This window comes from Desulfacinum hydrothermale DSM 13146 (assembly GCF_900176285.1).
GTDB classification, from domain to species: Bacteria; Desulfobacterota; Syntrophobacteria; order Syntrophobacterales; family DSM-9756; genus Desulfacinum; species Desulfacinum hydrothermale.
This window is the reverse complement of record NZ_FWXF01000001.1, coordinates 168,558-187,839: the sequence shown is the minus strand read 5'-3', so window position 1 is coordinate 187,839 and position 19,282 is coordinate 168,558. Positions and strand designations below refer to the sequence as shown.

At 62.7% G+C, this 19,282-nt stretch carries 19 protein-coding genes, 2 tRNA genes and 1 other RNA gene; 15 read left to right on the top strand and 7 right to left on the bottom strand.

Features of this window, described 5'->3' with window-relative positions; genetic code table 11:
• Window positions 1–250 precede the first annotated feature (250 nt).
• Window positions 251–1,981, top strand: a complete 1,731-nt coding sequence (locus B9A12_RS00895; protein ID WP_170920248.1) for a L,D-transpeptidase family protein — start codon at window positions 251–253, stop codon at window positions 1,979–1,981.
• Here B9A12_RS00895 and B9A12_RS00890 read toward each other — a convergent pair.
• The 3 genes from B9A12_RS00890 to B9A12_RS00875 all read right to left on the bottom strand — a co-directional run bounded on the left by B9A12_RS00890 (window position 1,944) and on the right by B9A12_RS00875 (window position 3,864).
• Complete coding sequence (locus B9A12_RS00890; RefSeq protein WP_084055658.1) at window positions 1,944–2,492, bottom strand: peptidoglycan L,D-endopeptidase MepK; 549 nt, start codon at window positions 2,490–2,492, stop codon at window positions 1,944–1,946. The two genes, B9A12_RS00895 and B9A12_RS00890, sit on opposite strands and share 38 nt — an antisense overlap.
• A 105-nt stretch (window positions 2,493–2,597) precedes the next feature.
• A complete protein-coding gene (locus B9A12_RS00885) occupies window positions 2,598–3,209 on the bottom strand; it encodes a DUF3786 domain-containing protein (protein WP_139796423.1) in 612 nt (203 codons plus the stop codon).
• A 579-nt stretch (window positions 3,210–3,788) separates the two neighbouring features.
• A tRNA-Ala gene (locus B9A12_RS00875) sits at window positions 3,789–3,864 on the bottom strand.
• A gap of 315 nt (window positions 3,865–4,179) precedes the next feature.
• Between B9A12_RS00875 and B9A12_RS00870 the strand changes: the two genes are divergently transcribed.
• A tRNA-Leu gene (locus tag B9A12_RS00870) sits at window positions 4,180–4,267 on the top strand.
• An 80-nt stretch (window positions 4,268–4,347) separates the two neighbouring features.
• Window positions 4,348–5,841 carry an MDR family MFS transporter gene (locus tag B9A12_RS00865; RefSeq protein WP_084055655.1) on the top strand — a complete coding sequence of 498 codons (1,494 nt, stop codon included), beginning with the start codon at window positions 4,348–4,350 and terminating at the stop codon, window positions 5,839–5,841.
• A 438-nt stretch (window positions 5,842–6,279) separates the two neighbouring features.
• Here B9A12_RS00865 and B9A12_RS00860 read toward each other — a convergent pair whose 3' ends face one another.
• A complete protein-coding gene (locus tag B9A12_RS00860) occupies window positions 6,280–7,086 on the bottom strand; it encodes an inositol monophosphatase family protein (RefSeq protein WP_084055654.1) in 807 nt (268 codons plus the stop codon).
• Window positions 7,087–7,266: 180 nt separating this feature from the next.
• On the opposite strand from B9A12_RS00860, the gene B9A12_RS00855 reads away from it, so the two are divergent.
• The 11 genes from B9A12_RS00855 (at window position 7,267) to cysS (ending at window position 15,649) form a co-directional block, all read left to right on the top strand.
• A complete protein-coding gene (locus tag B9A12_RS00855; protein ID WP_084055653.1) occupies window positions 7,267–7,857 on the top strand; it encodes an RlmE family RNA methyltransferase in 591 nt (196 codons plus the stop codon).
• A gap of 20 nt (window positions 7,858–7,877) precedes the next feature.
• On the top strand, window positions 7,878–8,627 hold the full coding sequence (locus B9A12_RS00850) for a YebC/PmpR family DNA-binding transcriptional regulator (RefSeq protein WP_084055652.1): 750 nt from the start codon (window positions 7,878–7,880) through the stop codon (window positions 8,625–8,627).
• A 74-nt stretch (window positions 8,628–8,701) separates the two neighbouring features.
• Entirely contained in the window at window positions 8,702–9,202 is a 501-nt protein-coding gene (gene ruvC / locus B9A12_RS00845) for a crossover junction endodeoxyribonuclease RuvC (protein ID WP_084055958.1), read from the top strand.
• Window positions 9,199–9,807, top strand: coding sequence for a Holliday junction branch migration protein RuvA (gene ruvA / locus B9A12_RS00840; RefSeq protein ID WP_084055651.1), 609 nt, complete (start codon window positions 9,199–9,201; stop codon window positions 9,805–9,807). The genes ruvC and ruvA overlap by 4 nt, the downstream gene beginning before the upstream one ends.
• Window positions 9,808–9,916: 109 nt before the next feature.
• Window positions 9,917–10,936, top strand: coding sequence for a Holliday junction branch migration DNA helicase RuvB (gene ruvB / locus B9A12_RS00835; RefSeq protein ID WP_084055650.1), 1,020 nt, complete (start codon window positions 9,917–9,919; stop codon window positions 10,934–10,936).
• Window positions 10,937–11,121: 185 nt separating this feature from the next.
• Complete coding sequence (locus B9A12_RS00830) at window positions 11,122–11,334, top strand: dodecin family protein (protein WP_084055649.1); 213 nt, start codon at window positions 11,122–11,124, stop codon at window positions 11,332–11,334.
• A gap of 259 nt (window positions 11,335–11,593) precedes the next feature.
• Window positions 11,594–12,004, top strand: coding sequence for a cobalamin B12-binding domain-containing protein (locus B9A12_RS00825; RefSeq protein ID WP_084055648.1), 411 nt, complete (start codon window positions 11,594–11,596; stop codon window positions 12,002–12,004).
• 287 nt (window positions 12,005–12,291) lie between these two features.
• An RNA gene (gene rnpB, locus B9A12_RS00820) (RNase P RNA component class A) lies at window positions 12,292–12,674 on the top strand.
• A 122-nt stretch (window positions 12,675–12,796) separates the two neighbouring features.
• On the top strand, window positions 12,797–13,546 hold the full coding sequence (gene ispD, locus B9A12_RS00815) for a 2-C-methyl-D-erythritol 4-phosphate cytidylyltransferase (protein ID WP_170920247.1): 750 nt from the start codon (window positions 12,797–12,799) through the stop codon (window positions 13,544–13,546).
• On the top strand, window positions 13,543–14,070 hold the full coding sequence (gene ispF, locus B9A12_RS00810; protein WP_084055646.1) for a 2-C-methyl-D-erythritol 2,4-cyclodiphosphate synthase: 528 nt from the start codon (window positions 13,543–13,545) through the stop codon (window positions 14,068–14,070). The genes ispD and ispF overlap by 4 nt, the downstream gene beginning before the upstream one ends.
• Before the next feature lie 97 nt (window positions 14,071–14,167).
• A complete protein-coding gene (gene cysS / locus B9A12_RS00805; RefSeq protein ID WP_084055645.1) occupies window positions 14,168–15,649 on the top strand; it encodes a cysteine--tRNA ligase in 1,482 nt (493 codons plus the stop codon).
• Between the two features lie 23 nt (window positions 15,650–15,672).
• Here the strand turns inward: cysS and B9A12_RS00800 are convergent, their stop codons facing one another.
• On the bottom strand, window positions 15,673–15,921 hold the full coding sequence (locus tag B9A12_RS00800) for an FmdB family zinc ribbon protein (protein ID WP_084055644.1): 249 nt from the start codon (window positions 15,919–15,921) through the stop codon (window positions 15,673–15,675).
• Window positions 15,922–16,060: 139 nt separating this feature from the next.
• Window positions 16,061–16,444, bottom strand: coding sequence for a NifB/NifX family molybdenum-iron cluster-binding protein (locus B9A12_RS00795; RefSeq protein WP_084055643.1), 384 nt, complete (start codon window positions 16,442–16,444; stop codon window positions 16,061–16,063).
• Between the two features lie 392 nt (window positions 16,445–16,836).
• On the opposite strand from B9A12_RS00795, the gene B9A12_RS00790 reads away from it, so the two are divergent.
• The gene (locus tag B9A12_RS00790) at window positions 16,837–17,292 is read left to right on the top strand and encodes a bifunctional nuclease family protein (protein ID WP_084055642.1); all 456 of its coding nucleotides are present in this window, start codon (window positions 16,837–16,839) and stop codon (window positions 17,290–17,292) included.
• 535 nt (window positions 17,293–17,827) lie between these two features.
• On the opposite strand, the gene B9A12_RS00785 is transcribed toward B9A12_RS00790, so the two are convergent.
• Window positions 17,828–19,120 carry a CBS domain-containing protein gene (locus tag B9A12_RS00785; protein ID WP_139796422.1) on the bottom strand — a complete coding sequence of 431 codons (1,293 nt, stop codon included), beginning with the start codon at window positions 19,118–19,120 and terminating at the stop codon, window positions 17,828–17,830.
• Window positions 19,121–19,282: the final 162 nt, after the last annotated feature.

Sequence of the window (19,282 nt, the reverse complement as noted above, 5' to 3'; positions counted from 1 at the left end):
CCAGCCCTTTGGATTCTCTATGAATCTTCGCTCCACGGAAGGCAATTCGCCCGGAAGGGCCCGGAACTTTGTGAACACAGGCACATATTCCCGGCGCCGCTCGCCCATCCGGAGCCGGAAGGAAAAACCTTTGCGAGCCTCCTTCACATCGTGGCACATTAAGCCGCGTTCCATTGAAAGCTCGAAAGGAGATCCACGTCAACCCCGATCCCCGGCACCCGCGGCCTGGGGATGGTTCGAAGAGGTGCCCATGATCCCCTTTATCCGCAGCCGTTCCCCACGCGCCGCATGGCGCCTCCCCACGCCCGTCTTCCTGTTCGTCCCTTGGATCCTCTTGCTTCTCCTGGGTTTTGCCACGGAACCCGCCGGAGCCCTGACGATTTCGGACGCCATCCGGTCCCTGCTGGGCGACGGCGCGCCGCCCCGAACCCTCTTTGTGGCATGCCAGAAGATCCACGCCAATCGGGATCTCATCCACTTCTACGCCCATCGCAACCACCAACCCGCCTGGGTCCGCCCAGCCGGTGCGGGCCCCCTGGTGGCGCCCATGGTGCAGGTCCTTGCCGATTCCCGGGACCACGGTCTCAACCCGGAAGACTACCACCTGTCCTGCATCCGCGCCCTGCTGGAATCCGTGGAGGAGGCCTCCAGGCGCCAACGCCCCCTGAGCCCGCGCCTGCTGGCAAGCCTGGATGTGGTGCTCTCCGACGCTTTCATGATCTTATGTTCCCACCTGGCCACGGGCCGGGTGAATCCGGAACGGCTCTATCCCCAGTGGCTTTCGGCCCGCCACAAGGCAGACATCATCCAGGGTTTGAACGATCTCATGGTCCACGGCGACGTGGCCCGAACGGTGCGCCACTTTGCCCCGCCCCATCAAGACTACTGGCGGCTACTGGCCGCCGCCCGCCGGCAGCGGGCCCACCTCTGGTCCCGCGTGCCGCCCGGACCCACCCTGCATCCCGGCGACCGGGACCCGCGGGTCGTGGCTCTGCGCCGCCGACTGGCGGCAAGCGGCGACCTGCCCGATCCCAGCTCGCCTGATCCCGCCCTTTTCGACCTCGACCTGGCAGCGGCCGTTCGCCGATTCCAAGCCCGCCACGGCCTGGAAACGGACGCTCTGGTGGGACGGCGCACCCTGGAAGCGCTCAACGTAAGCGCCGAGGAGCGCCTGCACCAGATGCTCATCAACCTGGAACGCTGGCGGTGGTTGCCCCGCCGTTGGGGAGACCGTTCCATCTTGGTGAACACGGCGGATTTTTCCCTCACCGCCTACGAAAAGGGCCGACCGGCTCTCACCATGCGGGTCATCGTGGGGGAAACCGCCACCAAGACCCCCGTCTTCAGCCGGGACATGCGCTATTTGGAAATCAACCCCTATTGGAACGTGCCCCGAAGTATCGCCACCAAGGAGTTATTGCCAAAAATCAGAAAGGATCCCGACTACCTGCAACGAAACCACTTTGAGCTGGTAACGGGATGGAGCCAGGACAGCCCCGTGGTGGATCCGGCCACCATCGACTGGTCCCGGGTCAGCCCGGCCACCTTTCCCGGCCGACTGCGCCAGAAGCCCGGCCCCTGGAACGCTTTGGGCCGCATCAAGTTCATGTTTCCCAACCGCTTCAACGTCTATCTGCACGACACGCCGAACCGGCACCTTTTCCAAAGACCCCATCGGGCGCTGAGCCACGGGTGCATCCGCGTGGAAAAGCCCTTGGATCTGGCCCTTTTTGTGCTCCAAGACGACCCGTCCTGGACGCGCCGGCGCATCCAGGAGTTGATCGCCACGGGACAGAGGCACGTGGTGCCCCTTGCCCGCCCGTGCAGGGTGCATCTCGTCTATCTCACCGCTTGGGTGGACGAGCAGGGTACGGTCCACTTTCGCAAGGACATCTACGATCGGGATCGGGTATTGATGGAGGCCCTGGGATGGGTGCCGTCGCCTACCAATAGCGGACCGGCCCCACATCCAGGTGGATGAAATCAGGGTAGGAACCGATGCCGCCCGCCCGGAATCCCGCCGCCGTCTTTCGAAGGACGGCCAGTGGCACGCCTTCCATGCGGATATCGGCGGCCATGCCCCGCAGGTGGTAGCTCTTTTTGGCCACGCCATGGCCTTGCTTGCGAAGCAGGGCGTTGTAGACAGGGGATCGATACCCTGAAACGAGCAGGTAGGGTTTCTCTTCCAGGCCCAGCCGGCTCCGCAGGGCGTCCAGGAGCATGTAGAGCCGACGGTCGATGCGCCGAACCTCACCCGTGTAGTGGCATCGGAAGAGATGGTCCAGACGGCGCAATGCCCGGGGATCCAGTCGTCCGCCGGCCCCCATGTACCGCACCGAAAGGGATTCCCGGGTATGAAGATTGTAAAAGCTGAGCCGACCGCAGCACGCCCCCCGAAACGGGGCCGCCTGGGCCGGGTCGCACCCCAAAAGAATGGCGGCGGTGGCGCATCCCCCCGCCAGGATGTTTTGAAAGAATTGGCGTCTTGTCATCGGAGGTCCTCGTCCCTTCCCGCTCCGTCTTTTTTTCGAGATCCACTAGGAACCTGCCCCTTTACCCACGCTCCCCTAACAAGAACATCTTTCCATGTCAATCACTTAGGCCGCCCGAAGCCGCTCCAGGACGGTCCGCCCCGTGTATTCGGCCACGTCCGCCAAGGCGTCCAGGGGCATGAAGCTGTGGGCCGCGCCCCCGAAAAGGCATGTGACCGCCGCCGGGAATTCTTCGTCGGGCAAGTGGAAGATGTAGTAAAGGGGGATCTTGGGAAGTGGATAGAGGGTGAAGGAAAAATCGCCGGCGGGGGCCTGGGGGTTCAGGTGTCCGGAAAACATTTCCATGATGGATGCCCGCTCTTCATGGATCTTGGCCACATGGGGCACCAGAAGGTTTTCCGCCTTGGCCGCAAAGGCCGCCTGGTAAGGACCGCTGTTGGGGATTTCCTTGAAGGCCACCAGCGGCTCCAGGGGAGCGCGACCCGTGGGGACGAAGGCACAGTAGATGGCTGTGAGCACGCCCTTCACCCCCGCCTCGGGACGACCTCCCAGGACGATGCGGTCCGGGTGCACGGTGCACTCCGCCCCAAAAGCCCGAAGATGCAACCCACCCTCGGCGCTTCGCTGGGCCGGAAGCGCCTCCAGCAATTCCTCGGCCCCCCGAGCCCACGCCTTTTCCAGGTATCCCTTGACAATGCCTTCATAGCCCGCTTCCATGGTCCGTCCTTCCTCCTGGTTCCTTCGGCTGAGAAGTTCCTTCGCAATTCGGGTAGCCCCCAAGGGGAAGGGCCGCACCGGCCCTCTCCATCCCGCGGATTTGCATCAAGAGATGAGCGGTCACGGCGCGCTCCCCCGCATTGAGTCCGAGCATGCCGCAACCTGGTGCTGCTGCGCAAGCACAAGTCCGCCATCCAGCCAAAGGCTGGGTTCTTCTCTTTCGCGGCGAGCAAGAACAAAAAATTTCCCATGAAGCCCAACGCCCCGTCTTCCCCAGCTTCCCCGGAGCGGCGGTCGAAAAAGAGGCTGCCGACGCTCTCTGACAATGGCCTCTTGGCCTTTCTGACAAATGCCATTCCACTGTGCCAGGTGATGTTTTTTGAGCTTTGTAGGGGCGGGTTGGGAACCCGTCCCTACGGCGGCCTGGCCAGGCCGGCAGCACGGGCGCGCAACAGCTTGAAACACCTGGAAGAACGGATGGGTAACGGTGGCGATGGGGCAAGGGGGAACCGACACAGCGCGTGAAGCGCCCAAAAGAAAACGGCCGGTGAATGTTTCACCGGCCGTCTTTACCTTCGCTGGTGGAGCTGAGGGGAGTCGAACCCCTGACCTCTTGAATGCCATTCAAGCGCTCTCCCAACTGAGCTACAGCCCCAGCCGCAAGTGAGCGTTTCTATAGCAGGGCTCCCGAACCGTGTCAACACTTTTCCCTGGGTTCGTCCACAGGGCCGAGCGTTCCCCGCGAGCGAGTGCGGTCCCCTTCCCCTGGCTGACCTTGGGGGAGCAGGAAAAGCGGCCGGCCATGGTGGGACACGTGGCCTCCGAGCATGTTCTTTCCTTGTCTAGGCCCTCGCTGGCCTACCACGGACCGCAGCTGCCGAAGGCCTTCACGCTGGAGCAGCCCCCCCATGACCGACGGACCTTTTGCTTGACACGTGAGAGAGCCGCCTCCTATAATTCGGCCGCTTTCGCCGGAGTGGTGAAACTGGTAGACGCGCTGGACTCAAAATCCAGTGGGCCTTGCGCCCGTGGGAGTTCGATTCTCCCCTCCGGCACCAGGAAACATCGAGGGGCGGGCGGTATCGCCGGCCCCTTTCTTTTATGCCGGCCACGCCCGACCGCCGCCCGAAGGGGCCCCATGACCACCGCATCGCGCCTCCCCACATCCCATATCTGGATCATCGCCTCCACCCTGACGGCGCTCTTTCTCGGGGCGCTGGACGCCCTGATCGTGGGGGCCGCCATGCCCACCATGGTGGCCGAATTGGGAGGCCTGTCCCTCTACAGCTGGGTCTTTTCCGCCTACCTGCTCACGCGGGCCGTGGCCCTGCCCATTTTCGGAAAGCTCTGCGACCTTTTCAGCCCACGGCGCCTGTTCACCTTGGCCATCCTCATCTTCCTGGCCGGTTCTTTGACCGCCGGTCTGGCGGGATCCATGGCGCAGCTCATCGCCGCCCGAGCCGTCCAGGGAGTGGGAGCGGGCGCCAACTTCGCCCTGTGTTACTACGTGATTTCGGATATCTCCGCCCCGGAACGGCGCGGCAAGATGATGGGCCTGGTGAGTTTCGTCTGGGGCGTATCCAGCCTCCTGGGCCCCGCCCTGGGGGGCGCCATCGTGGAATTCTTCTCCTGGCGCTGGATCTTCTTCATCAACCTGCCCCTGGGCCTGGCCGCCCTGGCGGGGGTACTCCTCCACATGCAGGAAAGGACCCGGGGGGACCGCCGACCGGACGTGGATTATCTGGGAGCGTTCACGCTTTCGGCGTCCATCCTGAGCCTGCTGGCCGTCTTTCTGCTGGCGGGCGACACCTACGGCTGGACCTCCCTTCCCATTGTGGGCCTGGGGGTGTGTACCCTGGTCTTTGGATTCGCCTTTTTCCACGCGGAAAAGCGGGCCTCCGAACCCATCCTGCCCCTGAGCTCGTTCACATCCCCGGGCTTCACCCTGGGAAACGCCACCGCCTTCGCTTGCAGCTTCTCTGTCTTTTCCCTTTCGGCCTTCTTTCCCCTCTTCTTCCAAGGCGTCTTGTTCCAGAGCCCGTCCCGGTTGGGCCTGGCCATGATTCCGCTCAGCCTGGGCTGGTCCGCCGGGGCCTGGTTCTACGGTCAAATGTCACAGGCTATCGCCAAGAAAAGCGCCTCCCTGGCCGGTTCCTGGTCCATGGCCGCCGCCTGCGCCGCCTCCCTGTTTCTGGGCCCCCGCACGCCGGTGGGCCTCTGCTCCGCCGTGCTTTTGCTCGCCGGGCTGGGGATGGGCTTTGTTTCCATCTCCACCCTGCTCATCGTCCAAGACAGCCTGGACCCCCGGGACCTGGGCGTGGCCACCTCGTCCCACCAGTTTTCCCGGACCCTGGGAGGCACCATCGGCATCGGAGCCACCGGAAGCCTGCTCACCCACGCCATCTCCCGATCCCTCCAGAAACTGGAAGGACTGCCCGGCCCGGAAAACCTAAGAAACCTCAGCGCCCTTCGCGAGCTCCTGAAGCCGGAGATGCAGGAAAGATTGGCCGAACCCTTGCGATTCAAGCTCCAGACCGTGATCGCCGGTGGTCTGCAAGAGGTCTTTGGGGTCTGCCTGGCAGCAGCGGCCCTGTCCGTGGTGCTGAGCCACGTTCTCAAGAAGCGGCCGTGATCTGGGATGAGTCGATACCGCTCATGGAACGACCACATGGAAATGGGACGAGCTCAGGCCCCACGCTTCGTCCCAATCCCCCGGTAGGAGCGGCGAAAGCCGCGAGGCACGCTCCCTCCGTGCCCCTTAGGACGACCGCAGGTCATCCTCCGCCGGCCCTTCGGATCGCGCCTCTCGGCGCTCCTACCGAAAAGAACCCCCGATAGCCTCCGTTTCACCGAAACGTGCAAAAGATTCAGAGCCAAATTCCCGGTTCGCCGAAGGCAACGCGCCCCATCGTTCACGCATTGGATCGTTCAGTTCAGGCAGCACTCAACGGCATGGCGTGCTGAGTGATGGGTGATGGGTGTGATCCCCACCACTCACCACGGACGAGGACCCAAACACTGAGAAGAGCCGCCGCGGGGGCGGCGATTGATCCGACGAGTGCGGAATCCGTCAAACCGCGGAGGTGCGGCTCAGGTAGGCCCGAAGGCCTTCATGGGCCCCCCGAGGGGCGGCCAGCAGCGGCACCTCGATGCGCCGGCTTTCGAAATGCTCATTCAGGTAGAAGGTTCCCGGCTGTTCCACCTTCTCGATGGCTCCTCCCGCCGCCTTGAGAATCACCTGCGCGGCGGCCAGATCCTGATAGGACACGCTGTTGAGCAGGGCCCCTTCCGCTCGCCCCATGGCCACATAGCAGATATGGGCCGCCGTACACCCCAGGTTGCGGATCTTGCCGGGGAAGTTGGACCGGTAGTGGTTGTGGAACCGGGAATAGGTGAAGAGCAGGCTTTCGTTGTTCATATCGCCCGAATAGGCGATCCGGATGGGGTTTCCGTTGAGGGTGGCACCGGTGTCCGGTTCGGCGTAAAAGAGGTCCCCGGTGGCGGGCAGATAAAAGAGCCCCAGGACCGGCCAGAAGTTTTCCAACAGGGCCAAGGACATGCCCCAAAGGGGAACGCCCGCCTGGAAATTGGCCACCCCGTCCAGCGCGTCGTACACCCACAGGAATCCTTCCTGGCCGTGCACATAGTCTTTGCGCGGCGGGGCGTCCCCGAAAACCTCGTGGCCCGGAAACCTTTCCTGAAGCGCCTTGTGGAAGGTTTCGATGAGGTGCAGTTCCGCTTCCGTGACCAGATCCTCATCGAACTTGGTGTCGCTCCGACCCTTGCCGTACCACTTCAAAGCCTCCTCACCCGCCCGGCGAATGGCCGACACGGCGAAATCCCTCAGTTCCTCGATACCGGCACCCTTTTGCGTCATGAGACACCTCCGTCTTGGGGGAACACCTTGGGGATACGCCACCCTTCTATGGAACACCATAAAGCGACGGCCGCCCCGTGTCAAAAGCGCGCACAGCGGTTCCTCGCCGATTGCAACGCCCCCGTCTTTGTGATAAGAGAGAAGCTTCGAAAAATAAGACAATTTTTGGGCGGTTAATCCATGTCACATCCATACCGGGACCACTACTTTCACCGAGCCAAGAAGGAACGCTATCTTGCTCGCGCCATCTACAAGCTGGAACAGATCCAGAAGAAGCACCGGATCCTCAAGCCCGGGCAGCGGGTTTTGGACCTGGGGGCGGCCCCCGGTTCGTGGATCCAGTTCACCGAGCGGGTGGTCGGTCCAAAAGGAGTGGTGGTGGGCGTTGATCTTCAACCCATTGCCCACCCTTTTCCTTCCCACGTGATCACCTTCCAAAGGGACATCTTCGAGGAAGACACGGAGGCGATGTTGCGGGACTACGCGCCGTTTGACGTGGTCCTGAGCGACATGGCCCCCAAGACCTCGGGAATCAAGGTGGCCGATGCGGCCCGTTCCGAATTGCTCTATGAACGGGCCTTGGACTTGGCCTGCCGGCTGCTCCGGCCCGGAGGGCACTTCTGCTCCAAGATCTTCCAGGGGAGCGATTTTCACGCCCTGGTGGCGGAGACCAAACGCCGGTTCCAACGGGTCAAGGTGGTCAAACCGGACGCATCCCGAAAGCAGAGCAAAGAAATCTACATTCTCGCCATGAAATACAAGGCGATGTGAACATAAGGGGGGAACGACAGATGTCAGGGCATTCCAAGTGGAGCACCATTCGTCACAAGAAGGCCGCCCAGGACGCCAAGCGGGGCAAGATCTTCACCAAGCTCATCAAGGAAGTCACCGTGGCGGCCCGCATGGGCGGCGGGGATCCGGAAGCCAACCCGCGGCTGCGCGCGGCCATCGCCGCCGCCAAGGCCGAAAACATGCCCAAGGAAAACATCGAGCGGGCCATCAAGAAGGGCACGGGCGAGCTGGAAGGGGTGGCTTACGAAGAGGTCATCTACGAAGGTTACGGCCCGGGCGGGGTGGCCATCCTGGTGGAGGCCATGACGGACAACCGCAACCGGGCGGCCAGTGAAGTGCGTCACATTTTTACGAAAAACGGAGGCAGCCTGGGCGAAGCCGGTTGCGTGGCCTGGATGTTCGACAAGCATGGCCTGATCGTCTTCAGCAAGGACAAGGTGAGCGAAGAAGAGGTCATGGAGGTGGCACTGGAGGCGGGCGCCGAGGACATTCGGGACCAGGACGATCAATTCGAGGTGGTCACCACCGTGGGCGACTTCGAAAAGGTGAAGGCGGCCTTCGACGAACAGGGCCTGGCCTACGAGATGGCGGAAGTGACCATGGTGCCCCAGACCACCGTGCGGATCGAAGACGAAAAGACGGCCCAGCAGCTTCTTCGACTCATAGACATGCTGGAAGACAACGACGACGTCCAGCATGCCTACGCCAACTTCGACATTCCGGACGAAATTCTCAATTCCGTGGCGTAAACGGCGGCTGCGAAAAACCGTGGCCGGCCTGGGTAGCAATCCACATGGAAACCACCAAAGGAACCCCGTCTGTGATTCGAGTGCTGGGCATCGACCCGGGATCCCGCCACACCGGCTACGGCGTGGTGGACGGCCACGGAAACCGACTGGTGCACGTGACCAGCGGCACCATTGCCGTTCCGGGCTCCCTTCCCTTTCCCGAACGGCTCGGGGTCATCTTCGCCAGGATCGATGCCCTCATTCGACAGACGGCACCCCATGAGTGCGCCGTGGAAGACGTCTTCATGTCCCGTAACGCCAAAAGCGCCCTCATCCTGGGCCAGGCGCGCGGCGCGGCGGTGGTGGCCGGCGTCCAGGCGGGCCTGCCGGTCTTCGAATACAGCGCTCTGCAGATCAAACAGGCGGTGGCCGGTTTCGGAAAGGCGGACAAGGAACAGGTGAAACAGATGGTGCGCACCCTGTTGCGTGTGACGGGCCGGCTCAGTTCCCACGCCGCCGACGCCCTGGCGGTGGCCGTCTGTCACCTGCACTCGCGCACGTCGCCGCTTTGCCGGCAGGTTGGGGAGCAGCGATGATCGCCCATCTGGAAGGGATCCTTCGCCACAAGGCACCGGACCATGTGATCGTGGATGTGCACGGTGTGGGCTACCGCGTGCAGGTCCCGTTGAGCACCTTTTACCACCTGCCGGAAACGGGAGCGGCCGCCTCGCTTCACGTGCACACCCATGTTCGGGAGGACGCCCTGCAGCTTTTCGGCTTCCATACCGCCGAAGAAAAGGAGATGTTCACGGTTCTTATCGCCATCTCCGGCGTGGGGCCCAGGCTGGCCCTGACCATTCTTTCCGGTATCCAGCCGGACGAACTGCGCCGCGTGGTGCAGTTCCAGGAGCGCCAGCGCCTGCAAAAGATCCCGGGCATCGGCAAGAAGACGGCGGAACGCATCCTGCTCGAACTGAAGGACCGCCTGAAACTGCAGGTCCCCGAACGGGAGGCGCCTCCCGCCCCATCTCCACCTGGAGACGACGGCTACGCCGACGCCCTTTCGGCCCTGGTCAATTTGGGATATCGGCCCACGGAAGCCGCCAAGGCCCTGAAAGAGGCCCGAAAGGCCCTGGCCGACCGGGAAGGAACCCCGTCGCTGGAGGTCCTTTTGCGGGAAGCGTTTCGGAGCCTGGGCTGACGGACCCGGCGCAAGAAGGGGGATGGGAGAAGAGGTCTGGTGAGGGCACCTTCCCCAGCTCCCACACACCCAACGCGCCATGTGACGGCAAAGGGGGAATCCTTTCAACATGACGGACCGACTGGTGGAACCGCACCCCCGGGAAGAAGATCTGGGGCTCGACAACAGCCTCCGGCCTCGATCCCTGGACGAATACCTGGGCCAGCATGAGCTCAAAGAAAACCTGAAGATCTTCGTGGAAGCCGCCCTCCAGCGCGCGGAACCCTTGGATCACGTGCTGCTCCACGGCCACCCGGGCTTGGGAAAGACATCCCTGGCGGCCATCATCAGCCACGAGATGGGCGTGCCCTTTCGGGCCACCTCCGGGCCCGTGATCGAACGGCCCGGCGACCTGGCGGCCATTCTCACCAACCTGGAACCCCGTTCGGTTCTCTTCATCGATGAGATTCATCGGCTCAACCACGTGGTGGAAGAGATCCTTTACCCGGCCATGGAAGACTTCCAACTGGACATCATCATCGGCCAGGGCCCTTCAGCGCGCACCATCAAGCTGGATCTTCCCCCCTTCACCCTGGTGGGGGCCACCACCCGAGCCGGCCTCCTGTCTCCGCCCCTGCGGGACCGCTTCGGCGTGGTCCTGCGCCTGGAATTCTACCCGGTGGAGGACCTGAAAGAGATCGTGGTTCGAGCCGCCCGGATCCTGAACATTGCCATCGACGATCACGGCGCCCAGGAAATCGCCAAGAGATCCCGGGGAACCCCGCGGATCGCCAACCGACTGCTCCGCCGCGTGCGCGACTATGCGGAAGTCCGGGCCGAAGGGGTCATCACCCGGGACGTGGCCGACGCGGCCCTCAAGTTGCTCGACGTGGACGAACAAGGATTCGATCGCATGGACCGGCGGATCCTGTCCACCATCATCGAAAAGTACGACGGCGGCCCGGTGGGCATCGAAACCCTGGCGGCGGCCGTGTCCGAAGAAAAGGACACCTTGGAAGAAGTCTACGAACCGTACCTCATCCAAATGGGCTTTCTGAAAAAGACTCCACGGGGACGTGTGGCCACCCGGTTGGCCTTCCAGCACCTGGGGCGCCCCTATCGCTCCACCCAGCAACTGCGCCTTTTCTGAGGAGATCCGGGTTTGGGCTACGTTTCCGGTCCTGGCCCGGTTATATGTACGTTAACCATGATCGGTCGCCGGGTTCCCGCAGAAAAGGGCCAGCGGAGGGAACCGGGGGACGGATCGGGCCAGGGGCGGCACGCGCGGCGGATGGAGCGGACCTGCACGGCAGGCAGGTCGGAAAGGGGGCACCCATGGCGGAAAGCGTCTACAAGATCATCGAACTGGTGGGAACCAGCACCGTGTCCTGGGAAGAAGCGGCCAAAAACGCTGTGGAAACAGCGTCCAAATCGCTTCGGGATTTGAGGGTGGCCGAAATCACCAAGCTGGACATGAAGCTGGAGGAAGGCAAGGTGGTCGCCTATCGGGCTCGGGTCGCCATTTCCTTCAAGTATCAGGGCAGTTGACACCAAGGTCCGTGAAGGACTCTAAACCCAGCGCTCCCACGCCGTGCCGCCGTTCCCCACCCGCCTCGGACTCGGGACCACCGACGATCCGCCCGGGCGGGGCCCAGCCGGCGCTTCCATGCGCCGTGCGGGCGTCCGACACCAGATGAAGCCAATGGAATCCACGATTCCGATGGGATAACGTATCGATGGCAACAGGCGATCGGCCGCTTGCCGGCCGGTTTCCTGGTTGGACCACCACAGAGCCAAGGGGGAAGATATGAGTGAGCGGAAAGTGCGAATCCTCATGGCCAAGTTCGGAGAAGGTCATCAAGAGGCCCTGATGCGACTGGCGGGCGCCTTCAGTGAGGCGGGTTTCGAGGTGATCTACACCGAATCCGAGGACCCACGGGCCATCGTCAACGCGGCCCTCCAGGAATCGGTGGACCACATCGGCGTCACCACCCTTCCCGGAGCGTCGGTGGAAGATTTCCGAACGCTGTTTGCCCTGCTCAAGGAAAACGGTGCCCATTCCGTGGCGGTGACCGCCGGCGGATATTTTGACGAGGCGGCCGTGGACCAGCTCAAACAGCTGGGCCTGGTGACCTTTTTCCCCAAAGGAACCACCTACGAGGAACTCATCGACTGGGCCCGCCGAAACATCCGACGCGCGGACCAGGAGGCTTTCTGACAATGGCCTCTCGCCCTTTTGTGGCTTTTCTGACCCGTTGAAAATCCACCGGCCGCGTGGTGCTTTTTGAATTCTCAGACAGCCTTGGTGGGGCGGGTTCAAAACCCGCCCCTACTGCGGCATGGCCAGGCCGGCAGCACGGCCCCGGCTGGGTGCCCCAAGCTCCCGTCCGTCCAACAAGGGAGCACTCAAGGCGTTCTCGGACACGCTCCTGGAATTGGCCTGCCAAGAACCGACTGCCGTCCCTTGCACTCCCCGCCAATTATTGCTAATTTTCCAGGGGATTTGGAGGAGCGTACCCGATCGCCGGTTGCATCCCAGGGTGCAACGGGAGGAAAGTCCGGGCTCCACAGGGCAGGGTGCTGGGTAACACCCAGTCTCGGTGACGAGCAGGAAAGTGCCACAGAAAACAGACCGCCGAGCCTTCTCCCCCGGGGAGGACTCGGTAAGGGTGAAACGGTGAGGTAAGAGCTCACCAGTCCCGGTGGTGACACCGGGAGCTTGGTAAACCCCACCCGGAGCAAGGCCAAGTAGGGGAGCGCTGGAGGGTGGCCCGCCCGAGGCTCCCGGGTCGGCTGCTGGAGCCCGACGGCAACGTCGGGCCTAGAGGAATGATCGGGGCCCGCCCACTGCGGCGGGAACAGAACCCGGCTTACGCGCTCCTCCAATCCCCTTTTTTTGACGACCCACGGTGCTAGCGCGACAAACGCGCCGGCGGGACAGAGCCTTCTGGGGATCCCGATGGAGCACAGGACCACGGACGCGACCAATTGCCCAGCAGATCAGGTGTGGATGATCGTAGCCGCCGCGGGAAGCGGCGTGCGCATGGGATTGCCTCACCCCAAGCAATTCCACGACCTGGAAGGAAAGCCCCTTCTCGCTCGGACCCTGGACATCCTGCACCGGCTGGACTTTTTGAGCGGCGCGGTGGTGGTGGCACCCCAGGCGTTTGTGGCTTGGGCCCAAGACCTGGTGGAGACGGTGAACCCGCCTTGCCCCGTGCGGGTGGTGGCGGGAGGCCGCGAACGCCAGGACAGTGTGCGCAACGGCCTGGACGCCCTGCCTTCCCGGTGCCGGTGGGTCTGCATCCACGACGGAGTGCGGCCCTTTGCCTCACCCCAGTTGTTTCGACGCACCCTGGCGGGCGCCCAAAAGACGGGGGCCGCCATTTGCGCCTGCCCCGCCGTGGACACGGTGAAGCTGGTTCGCGACGGCCTGGTGGAAACGACCCTAAACCGACGCCGCGTCTGGCTGGTCCAGACCCCGCAGGTCTTTCGCCGGGACGTGCTGACCGCAGCCTATGACCGGACGCTCCAAGAGGGCCTTTCGGCCACGGACGATGCGGCCCTGGTGGAACGCTGTGGAGTTTCCGTGGCCGTGGTGGAAGGCGAACGGACCAACGTGAAGATCACCTGCCCGGAAGATCTCCACTGGGCCGCGGCGTATTGGAAGGAAATCGCCCGGGGCGGACCACCACCCGGTCATTCAGACGTAATCCGTGAGCCAAAAACCATGGAAGACGCGGAGGGCAGGAACCCGTGAGAGTGGGAATGGGCTACGACGTCCACCGATTCACCGAAGGACGGCCCCTCGTCCTGGGCGGCGTCCAAGTCCCCCACTCCTGTGGACTTCTGGGCCATTCGGACGCGGACGTCCTGGTGCACGCCGTCTGCGACGCCCTGCTGGGTGCGGCGGCCCTGGGCGACATCGGCCGCCATTTTCCCGATTCCGATGACCGATACCGCGGGATCTCCAGCCTGGTGCTGCTGGAAGAATCCACGCGGCTCGTCCGCCGCGCCGGGTATCGTCCCGTGAACGCGGACTGCGTGGTGGTGGCCCAACGGCCCAAGCTCGCCCCGCACATCCCCCGGATGTGCGCCCGGATCGCCGCCGCCATGGGCCTGGACACCGGGGCGGTGAACGTCAAGGCCACCACCACCGAAGGGCTTGGATTCGTGGGCCGAAAGGAAGGCATCGCCGCCTATGCCGTGGTGCTCATTGAACGGACGCCTGAACGGTCCTCACGGGGCGCCGGGACAGCAGTGCATGAACCCTGCCATGGGTGATGGGGAAAGGATGGGGGACATGCCAAGGCATCCCTGCACCCGCTATACGTTTCACGGTTTACGGCCAACGGAAACTTGCAAATGAAGGAGCGGCTTCATGACCCTGACCGTCTACAACACGCTCACCAAGAAAAGGGAATCCTTCCAGCCCCTGGAACCCGGCAAGGTGCGCCTCTACGTGTGCGGCGTCACCGTCTACGACCTGTGCCACGTGGGCCACGCCCGTTCGGCCATCGTCTTCGACGTGATCTACCGCTACCTGAAATACCGGGGCTACCAGGTGACCTACGTGCGCAACTTCACGGACATCGACGACAAGATCATCAAGCGGGCCAATGAGGAAGGAACGGATTATCGCACCATCGCCGACCGATACATCGCAGCCTTCCATGAAGACATGGACGCCCTGGACGTCCTCCGACCCGACCTGGAGCCCCTGGCCACGGACAACATCGACCAGATGATCCACATCATCCGCCGCCTGGAAGAAAAGGGCATCGCCTATCAGGCGGGATCGGACGTCTACTTCTCCGTGGAAAAATTCCCCGAATACGGCAAGCTGTCCGGCCGCAGCCTGGAAGACATGATGGCCGGAGCGCGGGTGGAGGTGGACCCGAACAAGAAGAATCCTCTGGATTTTGTGCTGTGGAAGGGAAGTAAGCCCGGCGAGCCGGCCTGGGACAGCCCCTGGGGACCGGGCCGCCCGGGGTGGCACATCGAATGTTCGGCCATGGGCAACCGGTTTCTCGGCCCCACCTTCGACGTGCACGGCGGGGGCAAGGATCTCATCTTTCCCCACCACGAAAATGAAATCGCCCAGAGCGAAGCCGCCTTCGGTGTGCCCTTCGTGCGTTACTGGGTCCACAACGGCTTTGTGAACATCAACAACGAGAAGATGTCCAAGTCCCTGGGCAACTTCTTCACCATCCGGGACATCCTGAAGTCGGTCCACCCCGAGACGCTGCGGCTCTTCGTCATCAGCAAGCACTACCGAAGCCCTGTGGACTTTTCCGACGAAGCCCTGGCCGAAACCGAACGGGCCTTGGTGCGTCTCTACGCCACGTTGGAGGACGCGGACAGACGGGCGCCCGACACGGGCGGCGATCCGCCCCACGAAAAGGCGCTCATGGCGCAGGACAAAGACCTGTTCGAAAAGTCCCGGAACCTCCCCGATCACTTTCGGGACGCCATGGACAACGACTTCAACACGGCCCAGGCCATCGGACACCTGTTCGAGGTGCAGCGCGCCCTCCAGCGCTTTCTGGATTCCTTCGGCCGCAAGAAACTCAAAGGCCCCGCTGCCTTCCTGGCCCGCCAGGCGGCCGAGACCATCCAAGAGCACGCAAAGGTCTTGGGCCTCATCACCCGCACACCGGAAGCCTTCTCGCGCCAGATCCGCCAGATCAAGATCCGGGAAAAGGGGCTTTCGGAAGCTCAGGTGCACGATCTGATCGCAAAACGCGATCAGGCCCGCAAGGCCAAGGACTTCGCAGAAGCGGACCGGATCCGGGACCAGCTCACCGCCATGGGGGTGCAACTGGAAGACACGCCGGAAGGTACCCGCTGGCGGGTCCACTGAATTTTCGAAGGCCCCTTGAAGGATCAGGCCTTCCCGCAGCAAGATCCGGGAACGCAGCCCTGGACGTCGGGACTGGAACCGCAACATCCCGTATCCCCGGGGCCTGCGACCCGATCGGATGGGCGAACCCCGGAAGCAGCCGACGGAGCCGACAAGAGCTTACGAAGGGCCGTGCTCCCGCAATGGGAACAGGCCGGCACCTCGGAATCCCCCAAGACCAGGTGTTCCGAAACCCCACCGCACCGATCGCACACATATTCGTAGATTGGCATGATCTCCCCCTTAAAACCGATCCGGCCCGCAGGTCGGGCCTTGCCGTAAACGTTATTCCAATGTCTGCCGGAAACAACGGGGCCCCATTTCCTCGGGGCGCCCGCAAAAGAAAAGAAGCCTTCCACGAGCCGTTCGGGGTCAGTGATGGGAACATCCCCCGGCGTGCCCGTGACCGGCACAGGTCCAATCCGCCGAGAAAACCGGCAGCTTCCCGTCGCGGAGCATCTCCAGGTTGTCCTTCACGGTCCCTTCCACCGCGCGATAAACCGTGATCCCCTGGGCCTGAAGCTTCATGAGGGCACCCATCCCGATGCCTCCCACCGCCACACCGTCCACCGGACGACCTCCCAGGGCCTTCAGCGGCTGGCACATGCCGTGGGCGTGATGCAAGTCCGCGTTTTCCACCTCTTCCAATTGCCCGCTTTCCGTGTCCACGATCATAAAGGCCGGCGCCGATCCGAAGTGACCATATACGGGGCTCTCCCACCCCTGCCCTTTGGCTACGGGAAAACAGATGCGCATGCTGATTCATCACCTCAAGATGCACTTCACTTGATATCCGGATGTTCCACTGACAGACCTTTTTCGCTTTCTGCATTTAGAACCACTTACCAGTCATGTCAATGGCCCCTTCTCCGATAAGGACCGCACACGCCCTCGATCCCTGATGGAACGTTTCAGGTGGGCGTGAAGTGTCCTTGGGGAGGGCATGTTCCGGCCGAAAGGCGCCGCCCGCATCCCTTTCGGCGGTCTCTCGGAGCCCTACCCCTGAAAAAAGTTGGGAGCAATTGCCGAGTCTTCCGCCTTGCCGTCGGCGATTTACGATTTACCAGGGATGGCTCTTGTCCTTATAATCCCAAGACAGGAAGAATGAGAACCCGCCAAGGGCGGGAACCCCATGAGGAGGTGATCGGATGGAAAACAGCGATTTCATCGTGGCCAACGAAGTCTACATCAAGACCGATCGGCAAGAGGGCAACATGGTCATCCTGAAGGAATCGGAAAACGCCGACTACTACTTCCTGATGTTCGTGGGGGACAGCGAGATCACGGCCATCGCCAAGGAAAAGGGTCTTGTGGAGCCCAGGCGCCCGCTGACACACGACACCTACCTGACCATTCTGGAAAGGGCGGGGGTGCACTTCCATCGGGTGGAGATCCATACCATGAAGGAAAACACCTACTATGCGCGGATCGTAACGGAGATCGATGGGGAGGAGATGGTTTTCGACAGCCGCCCCAGCGATGCCGTGGCTTTGGCCTTGCACGAGAAGTGTCCCATTCTCGTCCACAAAAAACTCCTCCGGCGCGAACTCTCTCCGGAGGAGGTCCAAGAGTACGAATCGATTATCAAGACCGTGAAGTTCTGAAGGGCCCGCCCCCCATCCGCCCTGGATGCCGGCGTGCACAGGGGCGATCCGCTGATTTCCGATCCCCCGGGAGCTTTTCCGGCAACGAGCTTCTGGAAAGGAAACCCCGCCGCGCACGGCTTTTCAAGGGACGCCCCCCCGGGCCGCCCCGCCAAGCGCACAGGCTGTTGGTTTTCAGGCCCACAGGACACGCCTGGTCACGGCCGCGCTGCCAGCCTGGCGTTTCAGCACCAGGGGTTTGTCCGAGAACGCTCCAGTTGCTCTCTTCTTGTGTGGCCGGAAGGTTTAGACTTTCAAGCGGGCTTGTGCCGCCGGCCTTGCCATGCCACAGATAGGGGCGGGTTCCGAACCCGCCCCTACAAAGCTCAGAAACCTCACATAGCACCGTTGCATTGCATTTGTCAGAAAGGCCAAGGGGCCATTGTCAGACAGCCTCCTACAGGAGTGTCTGAGAATTCAAAAAGCACCACGACCCTTGGAATTCCAACTGGTCAGAAAGCCACAAAAGGCCGAAAGGCCATTGCGGCACAAGCTCCTAGATCAGCTGGTAGTAGTAGAGCATCAGGTCGGACCGGGTGACAATGCCCACCAATCGGCCGTCTTCCAGGACCGGAAGGCGGCCGATGTCGTGTTTGACCATGATTCGCAGCGCTTCCGTCACGGTGCATTGGGGGCCGATGGTGCGCACGCTCCTTCGCATGTAGGCCTTCACGGGAGCCTTGAGCTGACTGGGGCGGGTGAGTTTGACCAGATCCCGCACGGAGATGATCCCCACCAGGCGTTCACCTTCCACCACGGGTGCTCCGGTGTGACCCCGCCGGCGGAGTTTCTCGTGCACGTCTTCTGCGATCTCCTCGGGGGCCACCGTGAAGACGGGAAAGGACATGAGATCGAAGATCTTCACATAACCGTTGCCGTTCTGGTTGAGAATCTCTCGAAGCCACGTCTCCACCCCGGCGGGCTTGGCGGCCTTGACCACAGCGGAAGCGGCCTCGGGGCGCCCCCCGCCTCCCATGGTCCGGAGCACCTGGGCCAGGTCCAGGGTGTCCGCATCGCTGCGACCGATAACGATGGTCTGGTTGCGCCGTTCGTCCCAGAAAAGAGCGAAAACGGCGTCGCAGTTGAGCACATCCCGGAGCATGGTGACCACGGCCGCCAGGTCCGGCACATAGCCCTTCACGTCCGCCCGGGCGAAGGCCACCGTGTACCCGGAGATCTTGTCGCGGACCACCGTTTCCAGCAGGCGGGTGAGGATGGCCCGATGCTGGGGCCCATAGCCGGGTCGTAGGGCCGTTTGGATCACGTGGAGGTCGGCCTTCTTTTCCAGCAGGAAAGCCGCTGCACGGGCATCCCGTGCCCGGGTACACGGGAAGGTCAGGTGTCCCGTGTCCTCATGGATGCCGGCCAAAAAGAGCGTGGCCTGCACCGGATCCAGGTCCACGCCCCCTTGCTCCAGTTCCTCCACCAGCAGGGTCACCGCCGCTCCCGTGTCGTTCCAGCGAAATTCCTGGGCCTCCAGATCCGTCTCCCCCGGATGGTGATCCCACACGTGGATCTCCAGGTCCCGGCGTTGGCGCAGGGAATCCAGGCAGTCCAAGCGGTCCCAGCGCTTGGCGTCCACCACGATGAGCCGTTTGACGGCGTCCAGGGGAACCTCCAGAGGCGACAGGACTTGGAAGAGATCTTTGTGGATGGAAAGAAAGGCTTTCACGTTGGCGTTGACGGATCGGGGAAGGACGATGCGGGCCTGGGGATAGAGTTTCTGGGCCGCCACCACCGAGGCCAGGGCGTCGAAATCCACGTTTTTGTGCGTCGTGATGATCTCCATGGGCACTCCCGCTTTCGGTGTCCGCCTTAAGGTCCACACTCTCCTTTTCGGCACAAGGGGCTCTTATCTTGAAATTTTTCACATGACAACCCTATCCCGTTAAATATAGTTTGACATTTTCTATCCCAGCCAATAGGTGGGAATGGAAGCCACACACCCCCG

What these genes read in the sequence shown, in the direction of transcription:
- B9A12_RS00850 (WP_084055652.1), top strand. Translation starts at nt 7,878, where the DNA reads ATGTCAGGGCATTCCAAGTGGAGCACCATTCGTCACAAGAAGGCCGCC.
- B9A12_RS00790 (WP_084055642.1), top strand. Translation starts at nt 16,837, where the DNA reads ATGGAAAACAGCGATTTCATCGTGGCCAACGAAGTCTACATCAAGACC.
- cysS (WP_084055645.1), top strand. Translation starts at nt 14,168, where the DNA reads ATGACCCTGACCGTCTACAACACGCTCACCAAGAAAAGGGAATCCTTC.
- ruvB (WP_084055650.1), top strand. Translation starts at nt 9,917, where the DNA reads ATGACGGACCGACTGGTGGAACCGCACCCCCGGGAAGAAGATCTGGGG.
- B9A12_RS00890 (WP_084055658.1), bottom strand. Translation starts at nt 2,492, where the DNA reads ATGACAAGACGCCAATTCTTTCAAAACATCCTGGCGGGGGGATGCGCC.
- ispD (WP_170920247.1), top strand. Translation starts at nt 12,797, where the DNA reads ATGATCGTAGCCGCCGCGGGAAGCGGCGTGCGCATGGGATTGCCTCAC.
- B9A12_RS00785 (WP_139796422.1), bottom strand. Translation starts at nt 19,120, where the DNA reads ATGGAGATCATCACGACGCACAAAAACGTGGATTTCGACGCCCTGGCC.
- B9A12_RS00885 (WP_139796423.1), bottom strand. Translation starts at nt 3,209, where the DNA reads ATGGAAGCGGGCTATGAAGGCATTGTCAAGGGATACCTGGAAAAGGCG.
- B9A12_RS00825 (WP_084055648.1), top strand. Translation starts at nt 11,594, where the DNA reads ATGAGTGAGCGGAAAGTGCGAATCCTCATGGCCAAGTTCGGAGAAGGT.
- B9A12_RS00830 (WP_084055649.1), top strand. Translation starts at nt 11,122, where the DNA reads ATGGCGGAAAGCGTCTACAAGATCATCGAACTGGTGGGAACCAGCACC.
- B9A12_RS00865 (WP_084055655.1), top strand. Translation starts at nt 4,348, where the DNA reads ATGACCACCGCATCGCGCCTCCCCACATCCCATATCTGGATCATCGCC.
- B9A12_RS00795 (WP_084055643.1), bottom strand. Translation starts at nt 16,444, where the DNA reads ATGCGCATCTGTTTTCCCGTAGCCAAAGGGCAGGGGTGGGAGAGCCCC.
- B9A12_RS00895 (WP_170920248.1), top strand. Translation starts at nt 251, where the DNA reads ATGATCCCCTTTATCCGCAGCCGTTCCCCACGCGCCGCATGGCGCCTC.
- B9A12_RS00800 (WP_084055644.1), bottom strand. Translation starts at nt 15,921, where the DNA reads ATGCCAATCTACGAATATGTGTGCGATCGGTGCGGTGGGGTTTCGGAA.
- ruvA (WP_084055651.1), top strand. Translation starts at nt 9,199, where the DNA reads ATGATCGCCCATCTGGAAGGGATCCTTCGCCACAAGGCACCGGACCAT.
- B9A12_RS00855 (WP_084055653.1), top strand. Translation starts at nt 7,267, where the DNA reads ATGTCACATCCATACCGGGACCACTACTTTCACCGAGCCAAGAAGGAA.
- B9A12_RS00860 (WP_084055654.1), bottom strand. Translation starts at nt 7,086, where the DNA reads ATGACGCAAAAGGGTGCCGGTATCGAGGAACTGAGGGATTTCGCCGTG.